The organism is Maribacter sp. ACAM166, assembly GCF_005771495.1.
Lineage (GTDB): Bacteria > Bacteroidota > Bacteroidia > Flavobacteriales > Flavobacteriaceae > Maribacter.
Genome location: NZ_VAUW01000002.1, coordinates 97,323 through 120,478, shown reverse-complemented (window position 1 = coordinate 120,478; position 23,156 = coordinate 97,323). Strand labels below are relative to the sequence as shown.

General features: G+C 37.1%; 16 protein-coding genes and 2 pseudogenes. 8 read left to right on the top strand and 10 right to left on the bottom strand.

The genetic code is table 11. The features are described from left to right. Positions 1–30 precede the first annotated feature (30 nt). A complete protein-coding gene (gene gcvP, locus ES765_RS01920; protein ID WP_138110906.1) occupies positions 31–2,883 on the bottom strand; it encodes an aminomethyl-transferring glycine dehydrogenase in 2,853 nt (950 codons plus the stop codon). A gap of 129 nt (positions 2,884–3,012) precedes the next feature. Here gcvP and ES765_RS01915 point away from each other — a divergent pair, with 129 nt between their 5' ends. After that, positions 3,013–3,846 carry a hypothetical protein gene (locus tag ES765_RS01915; RefSeq protein ID WP_138110905.1) on the top strand — a complete coding sequence of 278 codons (834 nt, stop codon included), beginning with the start codon at positions 3,013–3,015 and terminating at the stop codon, positions 3,844–3,846. Positions 3,847–4,065: 219 nt separating this feature from the next. Here ES765_RS01915 and ES765_RS01905 read toward each other — a convergent pair whose 3' ends face one another. After that, the gene (locus tag ES765_RS01905) at positions 4,066–4,620 is read right to left on the bottom strand and encodes a sigma-70 family RNA polymerase sigma factor (RefSeq protein ID WP_138110904.1); all 555 of its coding nucleotides are present in this window, start codon (positions 4,618–4,620) and stop codon (positions 4,066–4,068) included. 72 nt (positions 4,621–4,692) lie between these two features. Between ES765_RS01905 and ES765_RS01900 the strand changes: the two genes are divergently transcribed. Beyond that, positions 4,693–5,043 (top strand): rhodanese-like domain-containing protein, encoded by a 351-nt coding sequence (locus tag ES765_RS01900; protein ID WP_138110903.1) that lies wholly within the window; start codon positions 4,693–4,695, stop codon positions 5,041–5,043. Between the two features lie 63 nt (positions 5,044–5,106). Here ES765_RS01900 and ES765_RS01895 read toward each other — a convergent pair whose 3' ends face one another. The 3 genes from ES765_RS01895 to ES765_RS01885 form a co-directional block, all read right to left on the bottom strand. Then, positions 5,107–7,128, bottom strand: coding sequence for a M3 family metallopeptidase (locus tag ES765_RS01895; RefSeq protein ID WP_138110902.1), 2,022 nt, complete (start codon positions 7,126–7,128; stop codon positions 5,107–5,109). Between the two features lie 83 nt (positions 7,129–7,211). Then, on the bottom strand, positions 7,212–7,703 hold the full coding sequence (purE, locus tag ES765_RS01890) for a 5-(carboxyamino)imidazole ribonucleotide mutase (protein ID WP_138110901.1): 492 nt from the start codon (positions 7,701–7,703) through the stop codon (positions 7,212–7,214). Positions 7,704–7,708: 5 nt separating this feature from the next. Beyond that, on the bottom strand, positions 7,709–8,863 hold the full coding sequence (locus ES765_RS01885; RefSeq protein ID WP_138110900.1) for a 5-(carboxyamino)imidazole ribonucleotide synthase: 1,155 nt from the start codon (positions 8,861–8,863) through the stop codon (positions 7,709–7,711). Positions 8,864–8,999: 136 nt separating this feature from the next. On the opposite strand from ES765_RS01885, the gene ES765_RS01880 reads away from it, so the two are divergent. From ES765_RS01880 to ES765_RS22825, 6 genes and pseudogenes are all read left to right on the top strand, one after another. Beyond that, entirely contained in the window at positions 9,000–10,109 is a 1,110-nt protein-coding gene (locus tag ES765_RS01880) for an adenylate kinase (RefSeq protein ID WP_138110899.1), read from the top strand. A gap of 57 nt (positions 10,110–10,166) precedes the next feature. Continuing rightward, entirely contained in the window at positions 10,167–11,168 is a 1,002-nt protein-coding gene (gene obgE / locus ES765_RS01875; RefSeq protein WP_138110898.1) for a GTPase ObgE, read from the top strand. A gap of 66 nt (positions 11,169–11,234) precedes the next feature. Beyond that, complete coding sequence (locus tag ES765_RS01870; RefSeq protein ID WP_138110897.1) at positions 11,235–11,762, top strand: DUF4136 domain-containing protein; 528 nt, start codon at positions 11,235–11,237, stop codon at positions 11,760–11,762. Between the two features lie 126 nt (positions 11,763–11,888). Beyond that, a complete protein-coding gene (locus tag ES765_RS22220) occupies positions 11,889–12,107 on the top strand; it encodes a hypothetical protein (protein WP_138110896.1) in 219 nt (72 codons plus the stop codon). Positions 12,108–12,214: 107 nt separating this feature from the next. Beyond that, positions 12,215–12,421, top strand: a pseudogene (locus tag ES765_RS22215) (M13 family peptidase); the annotation flags it as partial. A 50-nt stretch (positions 12,422–12,471) separates the two neighbouring features. Then, positions 12,472–13,099: pseudogene (locus tag ES765_RS22825) on the top strand (M13-type metalloendopeptidase); the annotation flags it as partial. Positions 13,100–13,176: 77 nt separating this feature from the next. Here the strand turns inward: ES765_RS22825 and ES765_RS01850 are convergent. The 5 genes from ES765_RS01850 to ES765_RS01830 all read right to left on the bottom strand — a co-directional run bounded on the left by ES765_RS01850 (position 13,177) and on the right by ES765_RS01830 (position 22,648). Then, positions 13,177–19,266, bottom strand: coding sequence for an alpha-2-macroglobulin family protein (locus ES765_RS01850; RefSeq protein ID WP_317131384.1), 6,090 nt, complete (start codon positions 19,264–19,266; stop codon positions 13,177–13,179). Positions 19,267–19,461: 195 nt separating this feature from the next. After that, on the bottom strand, positions 19,462–20,010 hold the full coding sequence (locus ES765_RS01845; protein ID WP_138110894.1) for a DUF7010 family protein: 549 nt from the start codon (positions 20,008–20,010) through the stop codon (positions 19,462–19,464). A gap of 121 nt (positions 20,011–20,131) precedes the next feature. Beyond that, on the bottom strand, positions 20,132–21,157 hold the full coding sequence (locus tag ES765_RS01840) for an adenosine deaminase (RefSeq protein ID WP_138110893.1): 1,026 nt from the start codon (positions 21,155–21,157) through the stop codon (positions 20,132–20,134). A 352-nt stretch (positions 21,158–21,509) separates the two neighbouring features. Further along, positions 21,510–21,698: a hypothetical protein gene (locus tag ES765_RS01835; RefSeq protein ID WP_138110892.1), complete on the bottom strand. Its 189-nt coding sequence runs from the start codon at positions 21,696–21,698 to the stop codon at positions 21,510–21,512. 446 nt (positions 21,699–22,144) lie between these two features. After that, the gene (locus ES765_RS01830; protein ID WP_249356199.1) at positions 22,145–22,648 is read right to left on the bottom strand and encodes a response regulator; all 504 of its coding nucleotides are present in this window, start codon (positions 22,646–22,648) and stop codon (positions 22,145–22,147) included. Positions 22,649–23,156: the final 508 nt, after the last annotated feature.

The window sequence follows — 23,156 nt, the reverse complement described above, 5'->3', positions numbered from 1 at the left end:
AAAGGCTTTGGTAGGTACTATGAATATTGATTATTCTATATCTGCATATGCTTCAATTGGAGCACAAGTGCATATTAAATTACGGTCTCCATAAGCATCGTCAACTCTTCGAACTGCAGGCCAAAACTTATTTTCCTTAATATAAGGTAAAGGGAAAGAGGCCTTTTGTCTTGAGTATGGAAATTGCCAATCATCTGAAGTAATCATTTCTAGCGTATGGGGTGCATTTTTAAGAACGTTGTCAGGTTCATCTATCGAAGATTCATCTATTTCTGTACGTATTGATATCAGAGCTTCACAAAACCTGTCAAGCTCTTCTAGGCTTTCGCTTTCGGTCGGTTCAATCATTACGGTTCCAGCTACCGGGAAAGATACGGTCGGTGCATGAAAACCATAGTCTATTAGCCGCTTCGCAATATCGGTAACCTCGATACCATTTTGTTTAAATGGCCTGCAGTCAATAATCATTTCATGTGCTGCTCTTCCTTTTTCGCCTGTATATAAAACTTCAAAATTACCACTTAATCTGTGCTTGATGTAATTGGCATTTAAAATAGCAATTTTGGTAGACTGGGTCAAGCCCTGTTCGCCAAGCATCTTAATATATGCGTAAGAAATAAGGCATGCAAGTGAACTGCCCCAAGGCGCTGCTGATATAGCAGTAATTGCTTTTTCACCTCCCGTTTTAATTACCGGATTACTTGGTAGGAATGGTACTAATTGAGGTGCAACACAAATTGGGCCTACACCTGGTCCGCCACCTCCATGAGGTATGGCAAAAGTTTTATGTAGGTTTAGGTGGCAAACATCTGCTCCAATTGTTGCCGGATTTGTCAAGCCGACCTGAGCGTTCATATTTGCACCATCCATATAAACTTGTCCGCCATGGTCATGAATCAATTTTGTGATTTGCTTGATAGACGATTCAAATACGCCATGAGTTGAAGGATAAGTAACCATTAGGGCTGCTAGTCGATCTGCGTGAAGTATAGCTTTATTCTCTAAATCAGCTACATCAATATTTCCTTTTTCATCTGTTTTGGTGACGATTACCTTCATGCCGGCCATAACGGCGGATGCAGGGTTGGTGCCGTGTGCAGATGAGGGTATCAAACAAATATTTCGTTCTGATTCTCCCCTAGATTCATGATAAGCCCTTATGGTCATTAAACCTGCATACTCACCTTGTGCTCCAGAATTTGGCTGTAGGGAAGTGTCTGCAAATCCAGTAATTACTGATAAATCTTTTGCCAATTCTCTCAATACAATTTGGTACCCTTCTGCTTGATCTATCGGAACGAAGGGATGTATATTTCCCCAATTTGTCATGCTTAATGGTAGCATTTCTGTCGCTGCATTTAATTTCATGGTACAACTTCCTAAGGAAATCATACTATGGTTTAAAGCCAAATCCTTTCGTTCTAATTTTTTAATATATCGCATTAATTCCGTTTCCGAGTGATAGGAATTAAAGACTTTATGTTCCATGAAGGTACTGGTTCGCTGAATACTTTCAGGAACTGAAGTTTTGTTAAGTAAGGTGGTAACTTCAGTAGCTGATTTACCAAGAGCTTCAGAAAATATAGTGATAATCTGATTAAGGTCTTTTAATGATGTAGCTTCATTTATTGCAATAGAAATGGTATCGCTATCGACGTAAAGGAAGTTGACTTCATTCTTTTCGGCAATCGGTTTTATTTTTTCAGCATCGGCCTTAATGGTAATCGTGTCAAAAAATGCATTATTTATTCGATGAAGGCCTAATTTTCCCAAAGCATCCGCCAATGTTACAGCTGTTGTGTGTACCTTTTTTGCGATATATTTCAAACCTTTAGGTCCATGATAAACGCCATACATACCTGCCATTACAGCCAATAATACTTGAGCTGTACAAATATTTGAAGTTGCTTTATCTCTTTTAATATGTTGTTCTCTGGTCTGCAATGCCATACGCAATGCAGGTTTACCATCCCTATCTTTTGTTAGACCAATAATTCGACCCGGTATACTCCTTTTGTACTCATCTTTTGTAGCGAAGAATGCTGCGTGTGGTCCACCATATCCTAATGGTATGCCAAAACGTTGTGTAGTGCCAACAACCACATCAACACCTAATTCTCCTGGAGGAGTTAATAGCACTAAACTTAAAATATCCGCAGCTACAGCTACTTTTATATCATTTGCTTTCGCCTTAGCTACAAAGCCAGAATAATCAATTACTTGGCCATGTTTTCCAGGATATTGTAATAACGCTCCATAAAAATCATTCCCGAATTCAAACTCTTCGTGATTTCCAACGACCAATTTAATTCCTAAGGGAAGTGAACGTGTATTTAAAATTGATATCGTTTGTGGTAATACTTCTTCTGAAACAAAGAATTTTAAAATCTCGTTCTTCTTCTGATCACGACTTCGAACATCGAATAACATGGTCATTGCTTCCGCCGCCGCTGTACTCTCATCCAATAATGAAGCATTGGCGAGTTCCATACCGGTCAATTCAGTAATAATAGTTTGAAAATTCAATAATGCTTCTAGCCGGCCTTGAGCAATTTCTGCTTGATACGGCGTGTACGCCGTATACCATCCCGGATTTTCAAGAACATTTCTTTTGATAACGGATGGGGTTAGACTCTCATGATAGCCCAATCCAATATACGAACGAAACACTTTGTTCTTTTTTGATAAGGCTTCAATATGTGCCAGAAAGCTGTGCTCACTCAATGGAGGATCCAATTGTAACGGTTTTTTTAGTCTGATATCCTCAGGTATAGTTTCGTGAATTAGCTGTTTCAAATCCTCAACACCAACTGTATTGAGCATGTGTTTTAAATTTTCTTCCCTTATGCCTATATGGCGTAGTGCAAACACGTCAGTCCTCATAGATGTTTTTGTTATATATAGCACAAAATTACCAATTTTATATCGGTAATTTGGACAAGGCAACGACCTATCTATTTAAAGTTTTCAACCAAAACAAGAGGTTATAAACACTTTACCTACTTTTGTTCAATGACCTTGTTCAAAAGGATATTTGATTTTTACCTAGATGCAAGTATTCATGGGGCTTTGGCGATATTTAGCCTAATCCATATTACAGCGCTTACCCTAAACATAAATGTTCCTTCAGCCCTTTATTATTTTGTTTTTTTTGGATCTATCAGCTGTTATAATTTTGTCAAGTATGGTGTAGAGGCTGAGAAGTATATTCTTGTAGCTAATAGATATCATAAAAACATTCAATTTTTTAGCATAGGATGTTTGCTCGTAGCACTCTATCATATCTTTTTTTTATCGGAAATGATATTTTTAGGGCTTTTAGTTTTGGGAGGTGTGACCGCTCTTTATGCACTTCCAGTCTTACCAAAACATAAAAATTTTAGAAGCTTTAGTGGGTTGAAAATTTTAATAGTTGCTACGGTCTGGGCCGGTACAACTGTTATATTACCGGCACTTTCACAAATGGAGTTTATCTCTTGGGATGTTAAGGTCGAGTTTTTTCAGCGGTTTTTATTCGTGCTAATACTTTTGGTGCCGTTTGAAATACGAGATTTAAAATATGATAAACCCGAATTAAAAACCTTGCCGCAACGAGTAGGGGTAAAAGGGGCTAAACGTATTGGATTGAGCTGGGCAGTTCTTTTTTATGTGTTCTCCTTTTTTAAAACCAATTTAGATGTGATATCTATTAGTGCTAAAACAATACTTTTTGTGGTTTTAGTTATTATGTTGTTTAAAACTAAATTAAATCAAGGGAAATATTTTTCTTCATTTTGGGTAGAGTCAATTCCTTTAATTTGGTGGCTGGTAATTGTGTTAGCAATGAGGTTTGCTAATTTTTTTTAGGTAAGGATTCTTTCATTTTCTCTTTGTCTTCCTCAGACAACACAGCGAAATTTGCTTTATCGCAAAGTGAAGTCAGCTTATTGTTTCTTTGACTGTGCTTAGAGCAAGTCTTACACAATAATAGATGAAACCTTAACTTTAAAATGGACCAAATAGAAGCTTCTTTATATTGAGCTTTGTTGCAGATACATGCTGCTTTTTCACAAGAAATCATCATAATTAAAACCAATTTTGATTTAAACAACCCATTAGACCTGTTCTGGCCCTATGTATCATTACCCAAAGATTAGACGCATTAATTCCTAGGGCATTACAAATATCTTCTGTTTCCATACCCTCTATAGTTTTCATTGTGAATACTTGAGCTTGTTTTTTTGGTAATTTAGAAATGCAATTTTGAATGGCCAGGCCTAATTCTTCGTTCTCCATTGCGTCACTCTCAAAATTGCTGTTGGGGTCGGCTATTCGTTCCTCTAACCAATCTCCTTCTGCATCCGTTTGCGAGCTGTAGCTCATTCGAACCTCTGCTTTGCCTTTTTTTGAGTTTGTTTTACGGTAATGATCTATAACTTTACGCTTTAATATAGCAATAAGCCACGTACGTTCGGCTGCATCACCTTTGAAGTTTTTTGCAGATTTTAGACCTGCGATAAAGGTGTCTTGAACCAAATCTTTTGCAATTTCAGCGTCACTTACCCTCGTAACGGCATAATTGAATAGATAGTCTGCGTAAAGATTTACCCATTTATCTGGATGAAGTTGGTGTGTTTCCATTTTTTATTCTGCCTTTCAAAAGTAAATTAATTTTAGCGATAATGCTTACTTTTGAATACAATCCCAAGAACCATGAAAAACATACTTCTTTTTATTCTTTTTAGTAGTGCTCAAATTGTTGTAGGACAAATGGAGTCTCAATCTATTTCTGAATTCATTAGCTATGATTCATCCAAAGAAATACTTCTAGATGTTCGAACACCGAACGAATACGCAGAAGGTCATATTGATGGTGCTGTCAATATCGATTGGTTTTCGAATAATTTTAATGCACAAGTAGCATCGATGGATAAAACTAAAACGATCTATGTCTACTGTAAAAAGGGAGGCAGAAGTTTAAAATCTCAAATTCGTTTAGACCAATTAGGATTTTTGCATGTGATAAATCTAGACGGAGGTTATGATGTTTATGTTCAAAAGTAATAGTAATGACAATTTTATTGGTATTGTCATTACTATTCTATGTTCGGTCATGTAATTTGTAGTCTAAAGTAGTCCCGCTCGTTCCAATAAGGCCTCAACCTTAGGTTCAGCTCCTCTAAACCTCTTATAGAGTACCATCGGATTTTCTGTGCCACCTTTAGAAAGCACATTATCCTTGAATTTTGTTGCAACCTCTTTATTGAAAATGCCGTTTTCTTTAAAATATGCAAAGGCATCGGCATCTAGAACTTCAGCCCACTTGTAGCTATAATATCCAGAGGAATATCCACCTTGGAAAATGTGGGAGAATGCAGTACTCATGCAAGTTTCTGTAGTATCAGGGAAAAGTTTTGTGTTTTTAAATGCTTCGTCCTCATGCTGCTTAACGTTCGTGATATTTGTCGGGTCAACTCCATGCCATGACATATCCAATAATCCAAAACTTAATTGGCGAAGCGTTTGCATTCCTTCTTGAAATGTGGCTGACTCTTTAATTTTCTGTACAAGTTCCATGGGGATGATTTCGCCAGTTTTGTAATGCTTGGCAAACAATTCAAGGGCTTCTTTTTCATAGCACCAATTTTCCATTATCTGACTTGGCAATTCTACAAAATCCCAGAACACGGAAGTTCCTGATAGACTAGGGTAGGTCGTGTTTCCAAGCATGCCATGAAGCCCATGTCCAAATTCATGAAATAGCGTGGTGACTTCATTAAAGGTTAATAAAGAAGGCTTGCTTTTTGTGGAAGGGGTGAAATTGCACACATTTGATATATGTGGACGTACATTTTTACCATTCTTTTTCCATTGCGATTTAAAGGTCGTCATCCATGCACCGCCACGCTTGCCTGCTCGTGGGTGGAAATCTGCATAAAATAAAGAAATGAAATTTTTATCGGTGTCGTAAACTTTATAGGTCTTAACCTCTTCGTGGTATTTATCAATATCGTTCACTTCTTCAAAGTGCATATCGAATAAGTTCTCGGCTACTTTGAAAACGCCGTTAATTACATTCTCTAGTTTAAAATAAGGCTTCAATTTCTCATCGTCTAAATCAAACAGTTTTTGCTTTAATTTCTCGGAATAAAAACTACTATCCCATTTCTCTAATCGGTCAATACCGTCCAGTTTTTTAGCGAAACGTTCTAACTGCAGAAATTCGCGTTCTGCCGCAGGCTTTGCTTTATCAAGTAGTTCTTTCAAAAACGAATGTACTTTCTCGGGCGTCTCGGCCATGCGTTCTTCCAATACAAAATGAGCATGGGTTTTATATCCTAAAAGATTGGCCCGATCATAACGTAGCGTTGTGATTTCAAGTACATTTTCTTGGTTATCCAAAGCATCGTTATGAAAAGCTTTACTGCCAAATGCCATTGAAAGCTCTTTGCGTAACGTTCTGTTTTTTGCATATTTCATGAAAGGAATATAGCTGGGGTAATCTAATGTAATCATCCAGCCGTCCTCTTTTCCTTTAGAAGTAGCTAATTGTGCTGCAGCCTCTTTTTCACCTTCCGGTAATCCGTCCAAATCAGCTTCATCCGTTAGGTGTAATTGGTATTTATTTGTTTCAGCCAGAACATTTTCGCCAAAAGTCAAATTTAATTTTGCTAGCGTAGCATCTATTTCCCGTAAACGAGTCTTTTTTTCTTCAGATAAATTGGCTCCGTTGCGACTAAAGCTTTTGTATTTTTTATCTAACAAGGTTTGTTGCTCTACCGTTAAATCCAAACCACCTTTTTGCTCATGAATTGATTTTACTCTTTTGAATAATGCTTCGTTCAACGTAATGTCATTACTGAATTCTGACAGTAAGGGAGAAACTTCTTGGGCAATTTTTTGTATCTCTTCATTCGTTTCGGCAGAATTCAAATTAAAGAACACGCTTGATATACGATCTAATTGCTGACCAGAAAACTCCAAGGCCTCAATGGTGTTTTCAAAAGTAGGCGCTTCTTTAGTTGAGGTTATAGCATCGATTTCTTGTCTAGCATCTTCAATGGACTGTAAAAATGCAGGTTTAAAATGTTCGTTTTTTATTTGTGAAAAGGGTGCAGTGTCGAATTGGGATAATAAAGGGTTACTCATAAATTTTTAAATTTTTTTAGATTGATTTTCTAATGGTTTAGAAAACTCAATTTCACTGTCAACTGTCAACTGTCAACTGTCAACTACTTTTTGCCGTTCACTTCTTTTGCGCCGTCAATAACTTTCTGTTTAAGGCCTTCTTTGTATATAATAATCTTGTCTAAAACACATTTATCAGAACTTCCAATAATCTGTGCGGCTAGAATACCTGCATTTTTTGCTCCATTAAGCGCTACAGTTGCAACGGGTACGCCTCCAGGCATTTGAAGAATAGATAAGATAGAATCCCATCCGTCAATAGAATTACTGCTTTTTACGGGTACGCCTATAACGGGTAAGGGAGACATTGATGCAACCATGCCAGGTAAATGTGCTGCACCACCGGCTCCGGCTATAATAACCGAATAACCATTAGTATGTGCGTTTTTACTAAAATCGAAAAGCTTCTCTGGAGTTCTGTGTGCAGATACTATATCTACATCTACTTCTATATCAAAACCTTTTAAAATATCTATGGCTTCTTGCATTACGGGCATGTCACTAGTACTTCCCATTACTACGGCTACTTTGCTCATGTTTTTTATTTTGAAATCACTTGAATCGTTTCCTTTACTTTTTGGGCAATCGCTCTTGCCTTGGCTAAATCATTATTTACAATGGTTACGTGACCCATTTTGCGAAAGGGTCTTGTTTGTGCCTTTCCATAAATGTGTGGGGTTACGCCTTCCATGGCCATAATCTCTGAAATATTTTCATAAACCACGTTTCCTGTATAGCCTTCTGCTCCAACTAGGTTAACCATTACTCCTGCAACTTTGCTATCGGTGCTTCCTAGTGGAAGCCCAAGAATGCTACGTATGTGTTGCTCAAATTGATTTGTGTAACTGGCTTCTATACTATAATGCCCACTGTTGTGTGGTCTTGGCGCTACCTCGTTTACTAGTATTTCGTCGTCTTTGGTCTGGAACATTTCAACGGCCAATAAGCCGGTAAGTCCGATCTTTTCGGCAACATTCAACGCTAATGATCTAGCTTTTTCGGCTACTCTATCTTCAATACGAGCTGGGCAAATAACATACTCCACTTGATTGGCTTCTGGGTGAAATTCCATCTCAACTACGGGATAGGTTTTTATTTCACCCTTTGAATTTCTAGAGACAATTACCGCTAATTCATTTTTAAACGGAATCATGGTTTCTGCAATACATTCTCCTGCAGGTAGTCCTTTTAAATCTTCTAAGCTTCTAACGACTTTTACCCCTTGGCCATCATACCCAAATTGTGCGACCTTCCAAATGAATGGTAGTTGTAACGCACCGTTTTCTATACAATCCTCAATTTCACTCAAATAAGCAAAACGTTGAAAATCTGCAGTGGGAATATTATTGTCTATGTAAAACAGTTTTTGTTTTGCCTTATTTTGAATAATTCGTAAGGCTTTTGGCTGTGGAAATACCTTTACGCCTTCAGCTTCTAACTTCTCTAAAGCATCTAGGTTTACATTTTCTATTTCGATGGTAAGGACATCAACGTCTCTCCCGAAGTTATAAACGGTATCAAAATCGAGAAGGCTACCTTGTACAAATTCATTACAAGACATACGACCTGGAGCTTCGGCAGCATTGTCTAAAACTTTGGTGAAAATATCCCATTTGCGTGTTTCGTAGAGCATCATTTTACCTAGTTGGCCACCGCCTAATATCCCTAATTTAAAATTTGATGAAAAGTAATCCATATAAATATTGCTTTTAGCAGTTAAAAAAACGCCTTAAGTCCCACAAAAATACGGTTAAAACTTAGAAACCAATTCCTTTCTAATTAAAAACACAAGGCAATACCTTATCTTTGCAAACCTTGATAATTTAAGAAAATTGATACAAATTCACGACAAGTTTTTTAAACCTTTTCTAAGCGAATTAGAAATTCAACAGGCCGTTAAAACCGTCGCTGATAAAATTGCTGCGGATTATAAAGACGAGACTCCAATTTTTGTTGGCGTTTTGAACGGTGCATTTATGTTCGTTTCAGATTTCTTGAAAGCATATCAACACCCATGTGAAGTTTCATTTGTAAAGTTAAGTTCTTACCAAGGCTTAACCACGACAGGTATTGTAGAAACTTTATTGGACTTACCAGAGAATATAGAAGGGCGTAGTATTATTATTTTAGAGGATATTATAGATACCGGGCGAACTTTACAACAATTGGTTCATCTGTTTTCAAAGACCAATGTAAAAGAATTCAAAATAGCAAGTCTATTCTATAAGCCAGATATTTATAAGGGTGAATATGCCATTGATTATTTTGGTTTGGCCATACCAGATAATTTTATTGTAGGGTACGGTCTAGATTATAAAGAACAAGGAAGAAATTTAAAAGAAGTATACCAACTAAACCAAAAACATATGATCAATCTTGTACTCTTTGGTAAGCCGGGAGCCGGCAAGGGCACGCAAGCAGAATTTCTAAAAGAGAAGTACAACCTAAAACATATTTCTACCGGAGATGTGTTTAGATACAATATCAAGAATGGAACAGCGCTAGGAACTTTAGCTAAATCGTATATGGATAAAGGTGATTTAGTACCTGATGAGGTTACCATACAGATGCTGCAAGAAGAAGTAGAGAAAAATCAGGATGCGGATGGTTTTATATTTGATGGTTTCCCAAGAACTGCGGCGCAAGCAGAAGCGTTAGATAATTTCTTGGAATCAAAAGATATGGCGATTCATGCGACCGTCGCTTTAGAGGCCAACGATGAAGTTTTGATAGAACGTCTGTTAGAGCGTGGCAAAATAAGTGGGCGTAGTGATGATCAAGATGTAAGTAAAATTAGAAATCGTTTCGACGAGTATAACCAGAAAACTACTCCGGTTAAGGAATTCTATGAGGCACAGAGTAAATTTCATAGCGTAAACGGAATTGGTACCATTGCAGAAATAACCGAGCGACTTACAGAAGTAATCGAAGACTTAAAATAACATCAAATCTCTAGAGTTGGAATAGGACTTTAAGGAAACTGAACTGAACTAAAATCAATGACCGAAGGTAATTTTGTAGACTATGTAAAAGTGGGGTTGACTTCTGGAAAAGGAGGCAAGGGATCTGTGCATCTACACCGTGAAAAATTTATTACCAAAGGTGGTCCCGATGGTGGTGATGGTGGCCGAGGTGGTCATATTCTCATTCGTGGCAACGAAAACCTATGGACCTTGGTTAATTTCAAGTTCAAAAAACATTTTAAAGCCGGTCACGGGGAGCATGGTAGTAAAAGCCGTAGTACCGGGGCAGATGGTGAAGATATCTATTTAGATGTGCCGTTGGGTACCGTGGTCAAAGACTTAGAAACAAAAGATGTTCTTTTTGAAATTACTGAGCATGGTGAGGAAAAGATAATCTTGCAAGGTGGTATGGGTGGTCGTGGAAACTGGCACTTTAGAAGCGCAACCAATCAGACCCCTAGGTATGCACAGCCCGGTGTTGAAGGGCTAGAGGGAGACTTTTTAATGGAATTGAAGATATTGGCAGATGTTGGCTTGGTCGGTTTTCCAAATGCGGGTAAGTCTACCTTGTTATCGGTTATAACTTCTGCAAAACCTAAAATTGCAGATTATGAGTTTACAACATTAAAACCCAACTTAGGAATCGTGGAATACCGCGATTTTAAGAGTTTTGTTATGGCAGATATTCCTGGTATCATTGAGGGTGCTGCAGAAGGCAAAGGATTAGGTCATTATTTCTTAAGACATATCGAACGTAATGCAACCCTACTCTTTCTTATACCTGCAGATAGTAAAGATATAAGTAAGGAATACGAGATTTTGCTCGATGAGTTAAGACGGTACAATCCAGAATTATTGGATAAAGAGCGTTTGATATGTATTTCTAAAAGTGATATGTTAGATGATGAGTTAATGGACGAAATGAGGACTGAATTAAATACCGAATTTAATGATACGCCATTTATGTTTATATCATCGGTAGCTCAAATGGGCATAATAGAATTAAAAGATAAGCTTTGGGAAATGCTTAACGCTTAGTCGAATACCTTCTTAAAATCACGTTTTAAGCTTTAATTTTCTTTAATTTTAAAGAAAGACAATATCATGAGATTTTTCCTTTTTAGTGTTATACTTATTCTTCTAACATCCTGCGGAGCGGCAAAGGTCAGTTATGACTATGATAATCAGACCGATTTTAGTTCGTATACTACTTATAACTATTTTGACGATATGGAAACTGGTCTGAGTGAATTGGACGAGAAAAGGCTATTAGATGCCATGGATGCTTCTTTGAGTGAAAAAGGATTTATGTTCGCTGAAGAACCAGACGTATTTATTAATATAACGAGTTCCGTGTTTAGGTCACAACCTGGGAACAATGTAGGCGTTGGTCTAGGTGGCGGTGGCGGTTCCTTGGGTGGTGGCGTTTCTATCGGTATACCCGTTGGTAGCCCGAAACTTAGGCGTGAGATTCAATTAGACTTTGTAGATGCCAATAAAGACCTACTAATTTGGCAAGCCTTGAGCGAAAGCTCTTTTCGTGAAGCAGATGCTCCACGTGAAAAAGAAGAAAAGCTACAGATATTGGTGGCGGAAATGTTCAGTAAATATCCTCCTGCGAAACGTAATTAATCACGTTTTGATACTTTACCTTTTTCTATTTATTATGTATTGATTTTTTTCAGTCATTAGATTCCATCCTTTTATTGTTTGTAACAAAATTCAAACAAATCGTCTTAGCTAGTCAATAGATTTGTATTGATCAATCAAAATCATAAAATCTATTTACTTGCTGCTGGTTTGGTGGCTTTAACGTCTTGTAAAGAAGAGGCTAAATCTACCGCTGAAGTAGAAGAAATAGCAGGTACCGTTTTAGCGAATATGGATACCACTTTGAATCCCAAATCAGATTTCTACAACTACGTGAATGGGAATTGTATGAAATTTACTGAAATTCTAGATGATAGAACGAGTTGAGGTGGCTTTAGTGTACTTTGTTAATCTAATGATAACAATGTTTTTAACATATTGCAACGGCCAAAGAAAGTGGTAACTCTACTGCAGATACAGCTCAAGCCAATGCTTTGGCCATATTTGATACAAAATTAGAGACTGCGTTAATAAATAAACCTGCTTTGGAAGCTATTACTTCAGTTAAAAACTTAAAGGACCTACATACTATATTGGCTACGAATCCTGTTGTTTCTTTTCCATTTTTAAGTATAGGTGCTGGGACAAATTTGAATAATAGCAGTATGAACGCTGTTTATATAGAAGCTAATGGATTGGGACTTCCAGCTCGGGATTTCTATTTGGAACAAGATGATAAATCAATTGAGATACAGTCAACAATGCTACAGGTAAACTTACTAAGATATCGAAACTGCTAGTTGGTAGTTTTACAGTAAAAATTTACGTGGTGCAAAGGAACAACGTCCAGCTGATGAGCATGCATTATCCACCGTAAACGGTACGGTTTGTGAAGCTTTGGATAAGTTGTATGTAGATGCTAAATTTCCGCCTGTGGCAAAGGCAAAGGTAGAGAATATGATTGCCAATGTTATTGAGGCTTATAAAGTGCTCATAGCGAAATTGGACTGGAAGGGAGAGGAGACCAAAACCAAGGCCATAGAGAAGTTGGATACGTTCACCGTAAAAATTGCCTATCCAGATAAATGGTAAGATTACGCGACTATGGATGTTTCTTTGGATAAATCCTATTTTGAAAATATGTCTGCGGTAGATACGTGGGGTCACGTAAAGAATTATGCTGAAATAGGGGAGCCTGTTGATAAAACAGAATGGAGTTTGTCTCCATAAACAGTCAATGCTTATTTTAATCCACTTAACAATGAAATCGTTTTTCCGGCTGCTATTCTACAACCTCGTTTTTATAATTATACTGCAGATGAGCTGTCAATTATGGGGGTATTGGAGCGGTAATCGGACATGAAATTTCACATGCCTTTTTTATTCCAAGCGAGAACATACCGAGAAGCTTACCCAAGGGAAATTCACGGATTTACGTTCAGCCTAACGTATTAAACTAGTTACTTTCAACAGCAATGCGTACACCTTCACTATGGCTACTGAATTCTGGGGCATACATACTTTGTATGGTTGTGATACCATTACTGAACACACCGGCATTATTAACCCGAACATCATATTCGAACACATATACACCTTTAGGTACATAGTCAAAAAAGAAATTTGTACTTGCATCTTTAGTGCTTTCATAATAGCCTAAACCATCTTGCCATTTATAGTGTGATATCACGTTAATAGGCTCAAAACTTGCGGCGCGCATATCTTTCATATGTACAAATTCCATATCCCGGTCCGATTTTAATTCGATTCGAACCCGAACAAGGTCTCCAACTTTTAATGCTGTGTCCGCTGTGATTTCTGAAATTAATTCACCCGTCTCCGTATTCTTTTTAAGAAATAATTTTTTCTTCAATTTTAAAGGGGTTTCTGCACGTGTGATGTTATCCAAATCCTCAAAATATTGCCAGTATAGAGCGCCCCAAGCAATACCCTTTCCTTTCTTGCTGATTTGTACTTCACCCATTCGAGGTTGTACTTCAGTTCTATTCCAAGACGTTTTAAAATAACCTGTTCCGGCTTCTGTTTTTACCTCTTCTAATATGGATGGGTCTATTTTCTGTCCTCCTACCAAAACATCTACGGCATCGGTAACCGATAACCAGTCACTACCTTGCAGTAATAACGCATAAACAGCTTCTGTGGTTGCCTTAGTAGTGCTCCATTGATTTGTCTGCTTGTTTTTTAGTAGCCAAACTTTAAGGTTATCAATAGTTTTTAGATCTGTTGGATGTATTTCAGAAAATGCGGCTATCAATAGTGATTGGGTTTCTATTGGAGCCTGATACCAATTAAACGAACTCGTGTTTTTCTTCCAATACATACCTAGTTCTTCACTGGTAATGCTATTCTCTTCTAATGAGCGTAGTATCGTATTGGCTGTTTTAGTATCATCCATACGGTGCAGAGTCAAAGCCAACATTCCTTGTTCGTATAACCCTTGGTTCATCCAATATTTTTGAGACTGCCTTTTATAATATTTAGTAGCTTCATTTACTTTTTGTGAAGTCTTATACTCCTTGAAAAAGCTTCGCATATACAAGAACTGAACCTGTACACTACTCAAATGATCTTCGCTTATGTTTGAGCTATGTTTTTTCATATGCTCGTAGGTCTTAACGAACTCATCCTCAAGGTATGCTAAAGCATTTTTAAGCATTATAGATTGATTGCTACTCGTTTCTGATTGGCTATTGAGCTTATCCGAAGGAACATTCAAGAAATTTAAGTGCCCCAAACCAGTAACTATATGTTGGGTAATGTATCGATTATCTGGCCCACCATTAAACCAAGGCCATGCACCGCTTGCTTTTTGATTTTGTCTTAATTTAGATAAAGCTGCTTCTTGCTCGTTCTGCATCTTGTTCAAGTTGAACAATAACCCAATGCGTTTCTTCTGTTCACTTTCAGATTGGGCGTCACGCAACCACGGTGTTTCTTGAATTAACAAGGATTTTAATTCCTCATTTTTTTCAAAATTACTCAACAATGCATCAGAATGTGCCCATTGTTCGAATACCTCTTTAATTCTTGGGTTGCTATTGACAATATGGCTCGCTACCGTATTTGCGTAATATTTTGAAAATGTTTGTTCATTGCATTCGTACGGATACTCCATTAAATAGGGTAGTGCCTGTACTGCATACCATGCCGGATTGGAGGTGATTTCCAAAGTCAACTTATGGTGCTTCAATGTTCCTTGAGCGGCGCCGATGGGTAGGTTCTTCAATTTATCTAACGTAAACGTCTTGGTCTGATTACTGCGAACCCACATTGGCATTGATTCGGTCACTAAGGTTCGGTTCGTTAATACAGGTAACATATTTTGTTCCCCATCACCAAAGTCACCTGCTTTTGCCACAATTTTATATTGAACCGATTGTAGCCCTTCGGGTATTTTTAAGTGCCATGAAACTTGGGTATTCCCCATGGAGTCTACTTCAAAAGGTCGTTCATTAATAGGATAAGTCATTTTTCCGGCAAGACTGTCAATCAGTCCACCCAAAATATCTAACCCGGTCACGGCATCTACCAATTCTATTTTAGCTTGACCAGAAAGTGCCTTTTTAGTTAAATTGGAGATTTTAGTGCTGATGATGATTTCATCACCTTCCCTTAAAAAACGAGGTGCGTTCGGTATCACCATCAATTCTTTTTGAGTTACCGTGCTGAGGTTTTTAATGGAACTTTCTACGTTCTTATTATGGGCGAGTAGTTGTACATTCCATCGGGTCAATGCCTCCGGAGTTGTAAAACTAAAGTTTACATTACCCTCTTTATCCGTTTGAAGTTGAGGAAAGAAAAATGCAGTTTCTTGAAGATTCTTGCGAATGGTAACCGAATCAAAATCTGTTTTTTCTGTTTCGTTTGGTGAATTTCTATCCTGCTCTTTTTCTGCTGAAATACTTGAACCAGTAATTAGAACCTCTTCTAAGGCTGCAGAGTCTTCCATTATTTCTGAAGCCATTGGCGCAGCTGAACTTACCATTTTTTTTGATCTTGATTCATAAAACATTCCAGTATAACCAAAGTGAAGCCCAAACCAATTGAACGAATCGAACGATAGTGGTGTGTAACTAGAACCGCCATAGTTTTGATAGGTATAGAAATTGCTTTCAGAAAAACTGTTATAAGCATTTGTTGTTCTGGTAGAGTAATACGAAGGCTTACTTAAGGGATTAAAGCTCCATAAATGTCCTTTAAATTGATCTAACGACGCATCGTACATACTCGCCAAGAGTTCGGCCGCTACTTGATTTCCTTTAGGTCCTTTTATTTTAAAGGACCATGTTTCTTCTGTGCCAGGTGCTAACTTATCTCTAAACGTACGTGTTTCAATCTGTACGTTGTTGTTAGGGTAGGGCACATGAATATCTTGGCTTTGTGATTGAAAATAATTATGAAAAGCATAACTGTAGTTGATTGCAAAGCCACCTAAATCTTTATCGGTTACAGGTACCGTAATTGTTTTAGAATTGTTGTTCAATGTAATTAGCATCGAATCTACTACGCTATGTGCTTTTTCAACGGTTACCGTAATGTTTAAATGTTTAGCGTTAGAAAGAAAGGTGATTTTAGCTTGGTCACCAATCGAATAGTCGCTTTTGTCCGTTTTAATTTGAAATAATTGATTATCCGCTAGTTCGTCTTCATTCCCTGTCAAGGTAATTAGTGCAACATCTTTTACGGTTTGCCCGAATGTATCTTCTGATTCTAATTCCATTATATATTTACCAGAACTCCAGTTCTTCATCTTCCCAAAAGTTACCTCAGAAGCTTTTCCAGTATCAAAGGATGTTTTCCAAACCATTTTACCTTTCTCCCAGTTAACCGGATCGTCTTCATCTATGAAAGCATCATGTGGATACAGTTCTTTGAAGTGCTCTTTTGTAAATCCTGGATAATCTGGAGCAGGCCATTTTCTAGGGCGCACAACATGTTCTGGTGCTTGTAACTTATATACTTTAATACGACCAGTTGCAGCTACAAATTCACCATTCAAATTGGTACTTGCAATACTTAATTTAGTATCCTTTGCGTTCTTGTCGATTGTTTCTGCAACTACCAAGTGTATCTTTAAGGCGTGGTACCCGACAAAGATATTTGTCGTAGTGCTATGCGTTTCTCCATTGATATCCGTTACATCGGCCGTTACTTCATAATTGAACGTTGGCAGATTAGCTTTCTTGATACTTGTATCCGGTAATGCTTTAAATTTTATCTCATAAGTACCAGAAGCATCGGTTTTGGTTTCGCCGTGTGCTATTTCTTGTGGTGTGTCATTAAAAAATGGTCTTGACCAATACTTCCATCTAGGTAGATTTGTAATTCTCTTTACACGGTATACTACGTTAGCATCAGAAATAGAACTACCTGCATAGGCAGTTGCTTTTCCTGTAACTTTTACGCTGTCATTGATTCTGTAAGTTTCTGAAATTGATTCAATAGAAGTCTCAAATTTCGGGCGTTTATATTCTTCAATAGAAAAGCTTGTATAGCCGTCTAAATCAATCTCGTCTGAATAGACATTCATAGAAAATATACCGGTAAGACCACTTGCTGGCAATATAAATTCTCCTGAAAACGAACCAAATTCATTGGTGCTAAACGATTGGTTTCCTACCTCTTGCCCGTTAACATCAAGGAGGTCAACATGTACCTTGGTCTTCTCCAACAGACTCGATTTTCCATTTTCTTGTCGTACTGCAATGCCTTTAAAATAAAGCGGCTGACCGGGTCTGTAGATACTGCGGTCCGTAAATAGAAAACATGCGTTATCAATTGTGTCCGTATTTTGCGCATAGCTTCTATTTATATAGTAATTGTCAAAAAAAGCTATGTGCTTATCTTTTTTGATGGTGATATCAATACTGCTCCAAGAATCCTCATTTTTTTCAATAGAAATATTCCCTTGTGTATCGGTAGTAAAAGTTTCACGCTTTAATGGGGCATTATAGTTTTTACGATAACTAAAGATTACCTCAGCATTCGTAATAGGTTTACCGTTCGTGCGATCTAGTACTTGATAGATTTGGTGTGTATCCGTTTGCGTCTCACTAACTGCAAAATCTGTTGCCTGTACTGTTGTGTAACTAAAGAATGAATCATCTTTAGCTATTGAATTAGCTACAATGGCGTAATATCCATTAGCCAATGCAGGCATAAAAATTTCGGTATTATGTGACTGATAATCGCTTTCGGTTTTAAGAGTTGCAGTCCATGTTTTTGCAATGGGTAAATTTTTAAGGAATGATTGCTTTTTTGCTTCGGGATATACTTCGTTCAGTTCTTTTAATTCTTGTTGTGAGATTTTATAAGCGGTTAATGTTAGATGTTCATAATTCTTATAATCAATTAGCAAACGACTAATAGCATTATTTGGGATGTGATTTTCGGCCAGTAATTGAACGGAAGGAGATACTATTTGAGATTTTAGTGCTCTGCATTTATCTGCAGCTAAACTTTCAGGAAATGCTGCAATGACCTTATCACATAAGGCAGTAGCTTCTTTCAATTTCCACTGATGTTCGGTGTTGGTTTTAGGGTTGTACGATAGCCCCATTTGTTGATATCGATAGGCTATCTCATAGGTGTAAAGACCTGAGAGTGGACTATTTTTAATGCCTTCTGCCGAATTTTGAAGTACTTCAAAAAATACATTGTCCTTGTCAGCAAATGTGGCAAATTGATAGGTAAAAAGTAAACGTTCAATATCAACTAATACTAATGGTTGCAGTTCAAGGTTTCCGAAGTGAAAGGAAACTAGTTGCTGGTATATTTTTAAGGCTTTTGATTGTAGCGATGTAGTATTCTGGTTATCAAAATTCAGGAAGCTGAATGGGTATGCTTCACACAATACATCTGTAGTGTCAATTTCAAAGGCATCTATTGGTTCTTGTATGCTATTTTCACTGGTTGTATAAAAGCTGAGTGCAGTATGCGCTAATAGATCGAATAATGTTGGTCTAAACGCTAAAGATTTTTTATGGTTGTTTAAGATTACATCGAATTGGGAAATGGGTAATTTCTGTAATTTTGTTGGATTCTCTAGAGATGCTTGAAAATGAAAATCTATTTCGTTAAATAGCGTACTTAAGTCCCAAGTTCTGAAATCAACTGTGTCTATTTTTGTTTCGGTGGTTGTGCGATTGTAAAACTGGTATCTATTTTGCTGAAAATATTGCCAATAAATAGAAGCTAAATAACTGTGTAGTATGTTTTTAGTTGCACCTTCAGCTAATGATACTGCAGCTTTAAAATCATTAACAATACTCAATTGAGCATCTTCCTCCAAAATCAAAGCGAACTTCGATGTATAGAGAAGTGCCTTTACGATGTGAACTTCGTTTTTTTCGAGTCGCGCTTTCGTTGCTATAATAGCAACTAATTTTAAGGCTGACTTGGTTGAATTGTTGGCCTCCAAATTTTCAACCTGTTTCCAAAGCGAATCAAAAGATTCATTTTGTTGCGCATCGCCAACTTGGGCAAACAGACATATGCCGAGAAATAGATATAGTTTTTTCATCATAGTAAAATTACAATACAAAACTGTGCTATTTATATATTTGAAACAATGAAAAATGAGTAAAAGGCAGTTTTGAGTTAGTCATTGAATTATTCGTTAGTGGAAATGAAATTTGTGATTTCGAGGGTGTAGTTTAAACATGGCAATTATGAATGAATTATTAGAAGAGGAAAGCGTGGTTGTATATGCGTATGTTCACTATCTGGGAATAGATAATGTCCTTTTTTTTTCAAAGTACATTATTAGCAATGAAAATAAGATTTCTATGACTCCCCCAATTATACCAATTAAATAAAATGGTAGATTAAGAAGCAATCCACCAACTCCTGATAAAATTAATGTTGCCCCAAATACCCAGTACATGCGCATTCCATAAATTGTAGAAAATAGTAAGTACCGCCCACCAATAATTAAAATCATAATTGAAAAAAACCAATCAGGACGAATTTGTACTACCGAATAAGCTATGAATAGTCCAATAAATAATAGGATAGTACTCTCTACTGCGAGAGCTGATAACGGATTCCCTTTTTTATGTTTCCCAGAGCGCTTTAAGGCCTTGGATAGGATGATACCCATTGGATGAATTAGCATTCCCCCAAAGAAGAAGATGAGCACACTTGTTTGTGCTGTGTTTACTACTGCGGTAATTCCAGCGGTAAGCCATACAATGCCCGAAGCGAAAGCTCCTGGGCCACCGCCAAAATAAGATTTACGCATATCTTCTTGTGCTTCTATAAAATTCATTTTAGTTAGATTGAGTGGTTTGTGTAACTAGAGGGTGGTTTTTTTGAATCATTGATTCTTTCCAATATTTAGAGCGTTGTATACTTCTTGTTTTACAATTCATATTCCGTTTTGATTCCATTTAGGAGTTCAAGGACTTAAAATAGGTTTTTACTTGGGAAATATGTTTTGCCTTAGCTTCAGAGCTTAACCAACTTGCCTCAAATGCATTGATAGCCAATAGCATCAATTGATCTATGTTTAAGTTTAAGGCTTTTGCTATTTCATAATAGTTCTCATTCATATAGCCTCCAAAATAAGCCGGATCGTCTGAGTGAATGGTTGCTAAAATTCCTTCATCGAGCATTTTTTCAATGGGATGGTCCTTCATGTTCAGAATGACCTTGAGCGCTACATTACTTAGTGGGCACAAGGTTAAAGGCATCTGTTCGTCACGTAATCTTTGAAGCAAAACTCCGTCATCTAGACAGCGATTACCATGGTCTATCCTTACCACGTTCAAAAGATCAAGTGCTTCCCAAATGTATGCTACCGGACCTTCTTCACCGGCATGAGCGACTAATTTGTACCCGTGATTTGCAGATGCTTTAAATACATTCACAAACTTACTAGGAGGATTGCCTATTTCAGAGGAGTCTAAGCCTACGCCATCAATCCAATGCTTAAATGGTAGCGACGATTCAAGTGTTTTGAAAGCTTCTTCTTCGCTTAAGTGCCGTAAATAAGACATGATAAGTTTGTATGAAATATTTAATTCTTGCTTAGCTTTTTCAAGTGCTTTATATATACCGTTAATTACAACAGCAAACTCAACCCCTCTATCGGTATGCGTTTGTGGGTCGAAAAACACTTCTACATGGAGTACATTCTGACTGTACACTTTGCACAGGTAAGCCCAAGTCAAATCGAAAAAATCTTGCTCATGGATTAGCACTTTAGCGGCTATATAGTAGATGTCTAAAAATTCTTGAAGGTTATTAAACATGTACCCCTTCTTTAATGATTCGATGGAGTCAAAATCTAAGGTTATCTTATTTCTTTTGGCTATTTCGAACATGAGTTCCGGTTCAAAACTCCCTTCGATATGTAGGTGTAGTTCTGCTTTGGGAATGCCTTGAATAATTTTTTTTAGGTCAGATGATTCCATGTGATTCATAACGGTTTAGTTCGTGTAAAAATCTTTTGATGGCCGGTGCGGTAAATTTTAATTTGTTTTTTCTTGTCCAAAGCAACAGCTCAAAGATTTTTCTACCTCATAAAAATACGCAAACTATCGATGAAGCCTGTAGGCATCATTAGTTGTTGATTTGCTAAGTCTGGCAACGTGCTTGTTCTATGACCACTACGGCATATGCAGTAGTAAGAACATCCATTTCTGTTGACGTTAGTTTTTAGCAAATTTTAGTACGGGTTTATATTCCCATGGTCTGCTTCCCGTAATGCGGTACTATAGGTCTTTCTTGTTTCATCCGCGTTTACCATAGTAATCGTGTGCCTGCTTAAAATATCTTTTCCGAAAATATTTCAATACTTAAATCAGTCATTATTCTCGAGTGTCTTCCGTTTCTATTCGGAAAACGATAAATTACTACAACTCGATGTTTAAAGCTTCTAGCAATTTCTTCAGATGAATCGGTTTTAAGTGCTATCCAATAATGGGTATCGTCAATACGGTATTTTAATTCCATTCCGATTGGTGTACAGTTCTATTTCAATTATAAACAGCTGGTTTGGCCCATACAAACCGAATATAACATCTGTAGAATTTTATGGGTACACATGAATCAAGCAAGAACATATAGCCCTTGTGTTCCCAGCATGGGCCTTTTACTGTAGAAATGTAGTTGTTTGCTGGCGGGTGCATGTCCCTTGTGGAAAACCAGTGAATATATCATTAGCTAGCACGGTTTTTAGGGTCAACAATTGGCACAAGAGCGAAGTTAGTAGCGTTCATAGTACCCGTGATAAATGAGGCGAAAAAATGTATAGGTCTGTAAGTTATGTAATTACCGTACACAATTCTTCTAAATGTTATTAATGGAAGGAAGGGCTTTCACTACTTCAATGACCGATTTCAAAGAATACCTATAGCTTTGGAAGAAGTGCAGAAAGGGTCAATTTATCAGGTAACATATTATGCTTTGAAATGCTTTTCTAGTAAAGTAAGTAAATTGGCTTTGTTCACTGGTTTTGACATATAGCTGTTGCATCCTGCTCCGATCGCTTTTTCTTTGTCGCCTTTTAGAGTAAAAGCCGTCTGGGCAATAATAAACGATTTTTTATTAAATTGACGTATCTGTCGGGTAGCTTCATACCCGTCCATAACGGGCATTTTAATATCCATTAACACCAACTCTATATCAGGGTCGCTTTTTAGCGTTTCAACGGCTTCCAATCCGTTTTCAGCATTTAAAACTTCACTACTAATATTTCCTAGCATTTTAGCTAAAAGCCATCTCGATATTTCATCATCGTCTACTATTAATACTTTTAGCTTTTTTAAAGTCGTTTCCAATCTGTTAGCTGTTTTGTCAATTAAACGTCCTTCTTTACTTTTTATTTTAATGCCATAGGGGGGGAGTGTAAAATAAAAGATAGAGCCTATTCCTTTTTTTGCTTTGTACCCATAATTTACCACCAAGTATCTCCACATAGGCTTTTAAGATAACCATGCCTAAACCTGCGCAGTGAAAGGCTTTTTTATCAGAAATATCAGCCAGAACGAATCATTCAAAAATTCTTGCCTGGCCATCTTTATCAATGCGAATACCTTGTGTTTTTTTGTAAAATACTATGTATTGGCATTTTTGGTGTACCCTACTTCTATTGTACCGTTTTCGTTATGCTTAAGGGAATTTTTTACAAGATTTGTAATAATGGCAAATCCTTCTCTCGGTTGGTTGTAACAATGGGTTTTTCTAGGGGTAATAAATTTTTGAATGAAAGCGTAATTCCTTTTACTCCCGTTTTAGGTATGAACAAAGTATAAATATATTTGATTTTCTCGTTAATTTTTGACGCTATCAAACAAAGATCTATTCGGTCCGCTTCTATTATTGAAATGCTCCTGACATCATTCATGATATTGAGCATACGAATACCGCTCATTTAGTGATTTCGATAATATCAATATGTTTCTAGTGCTC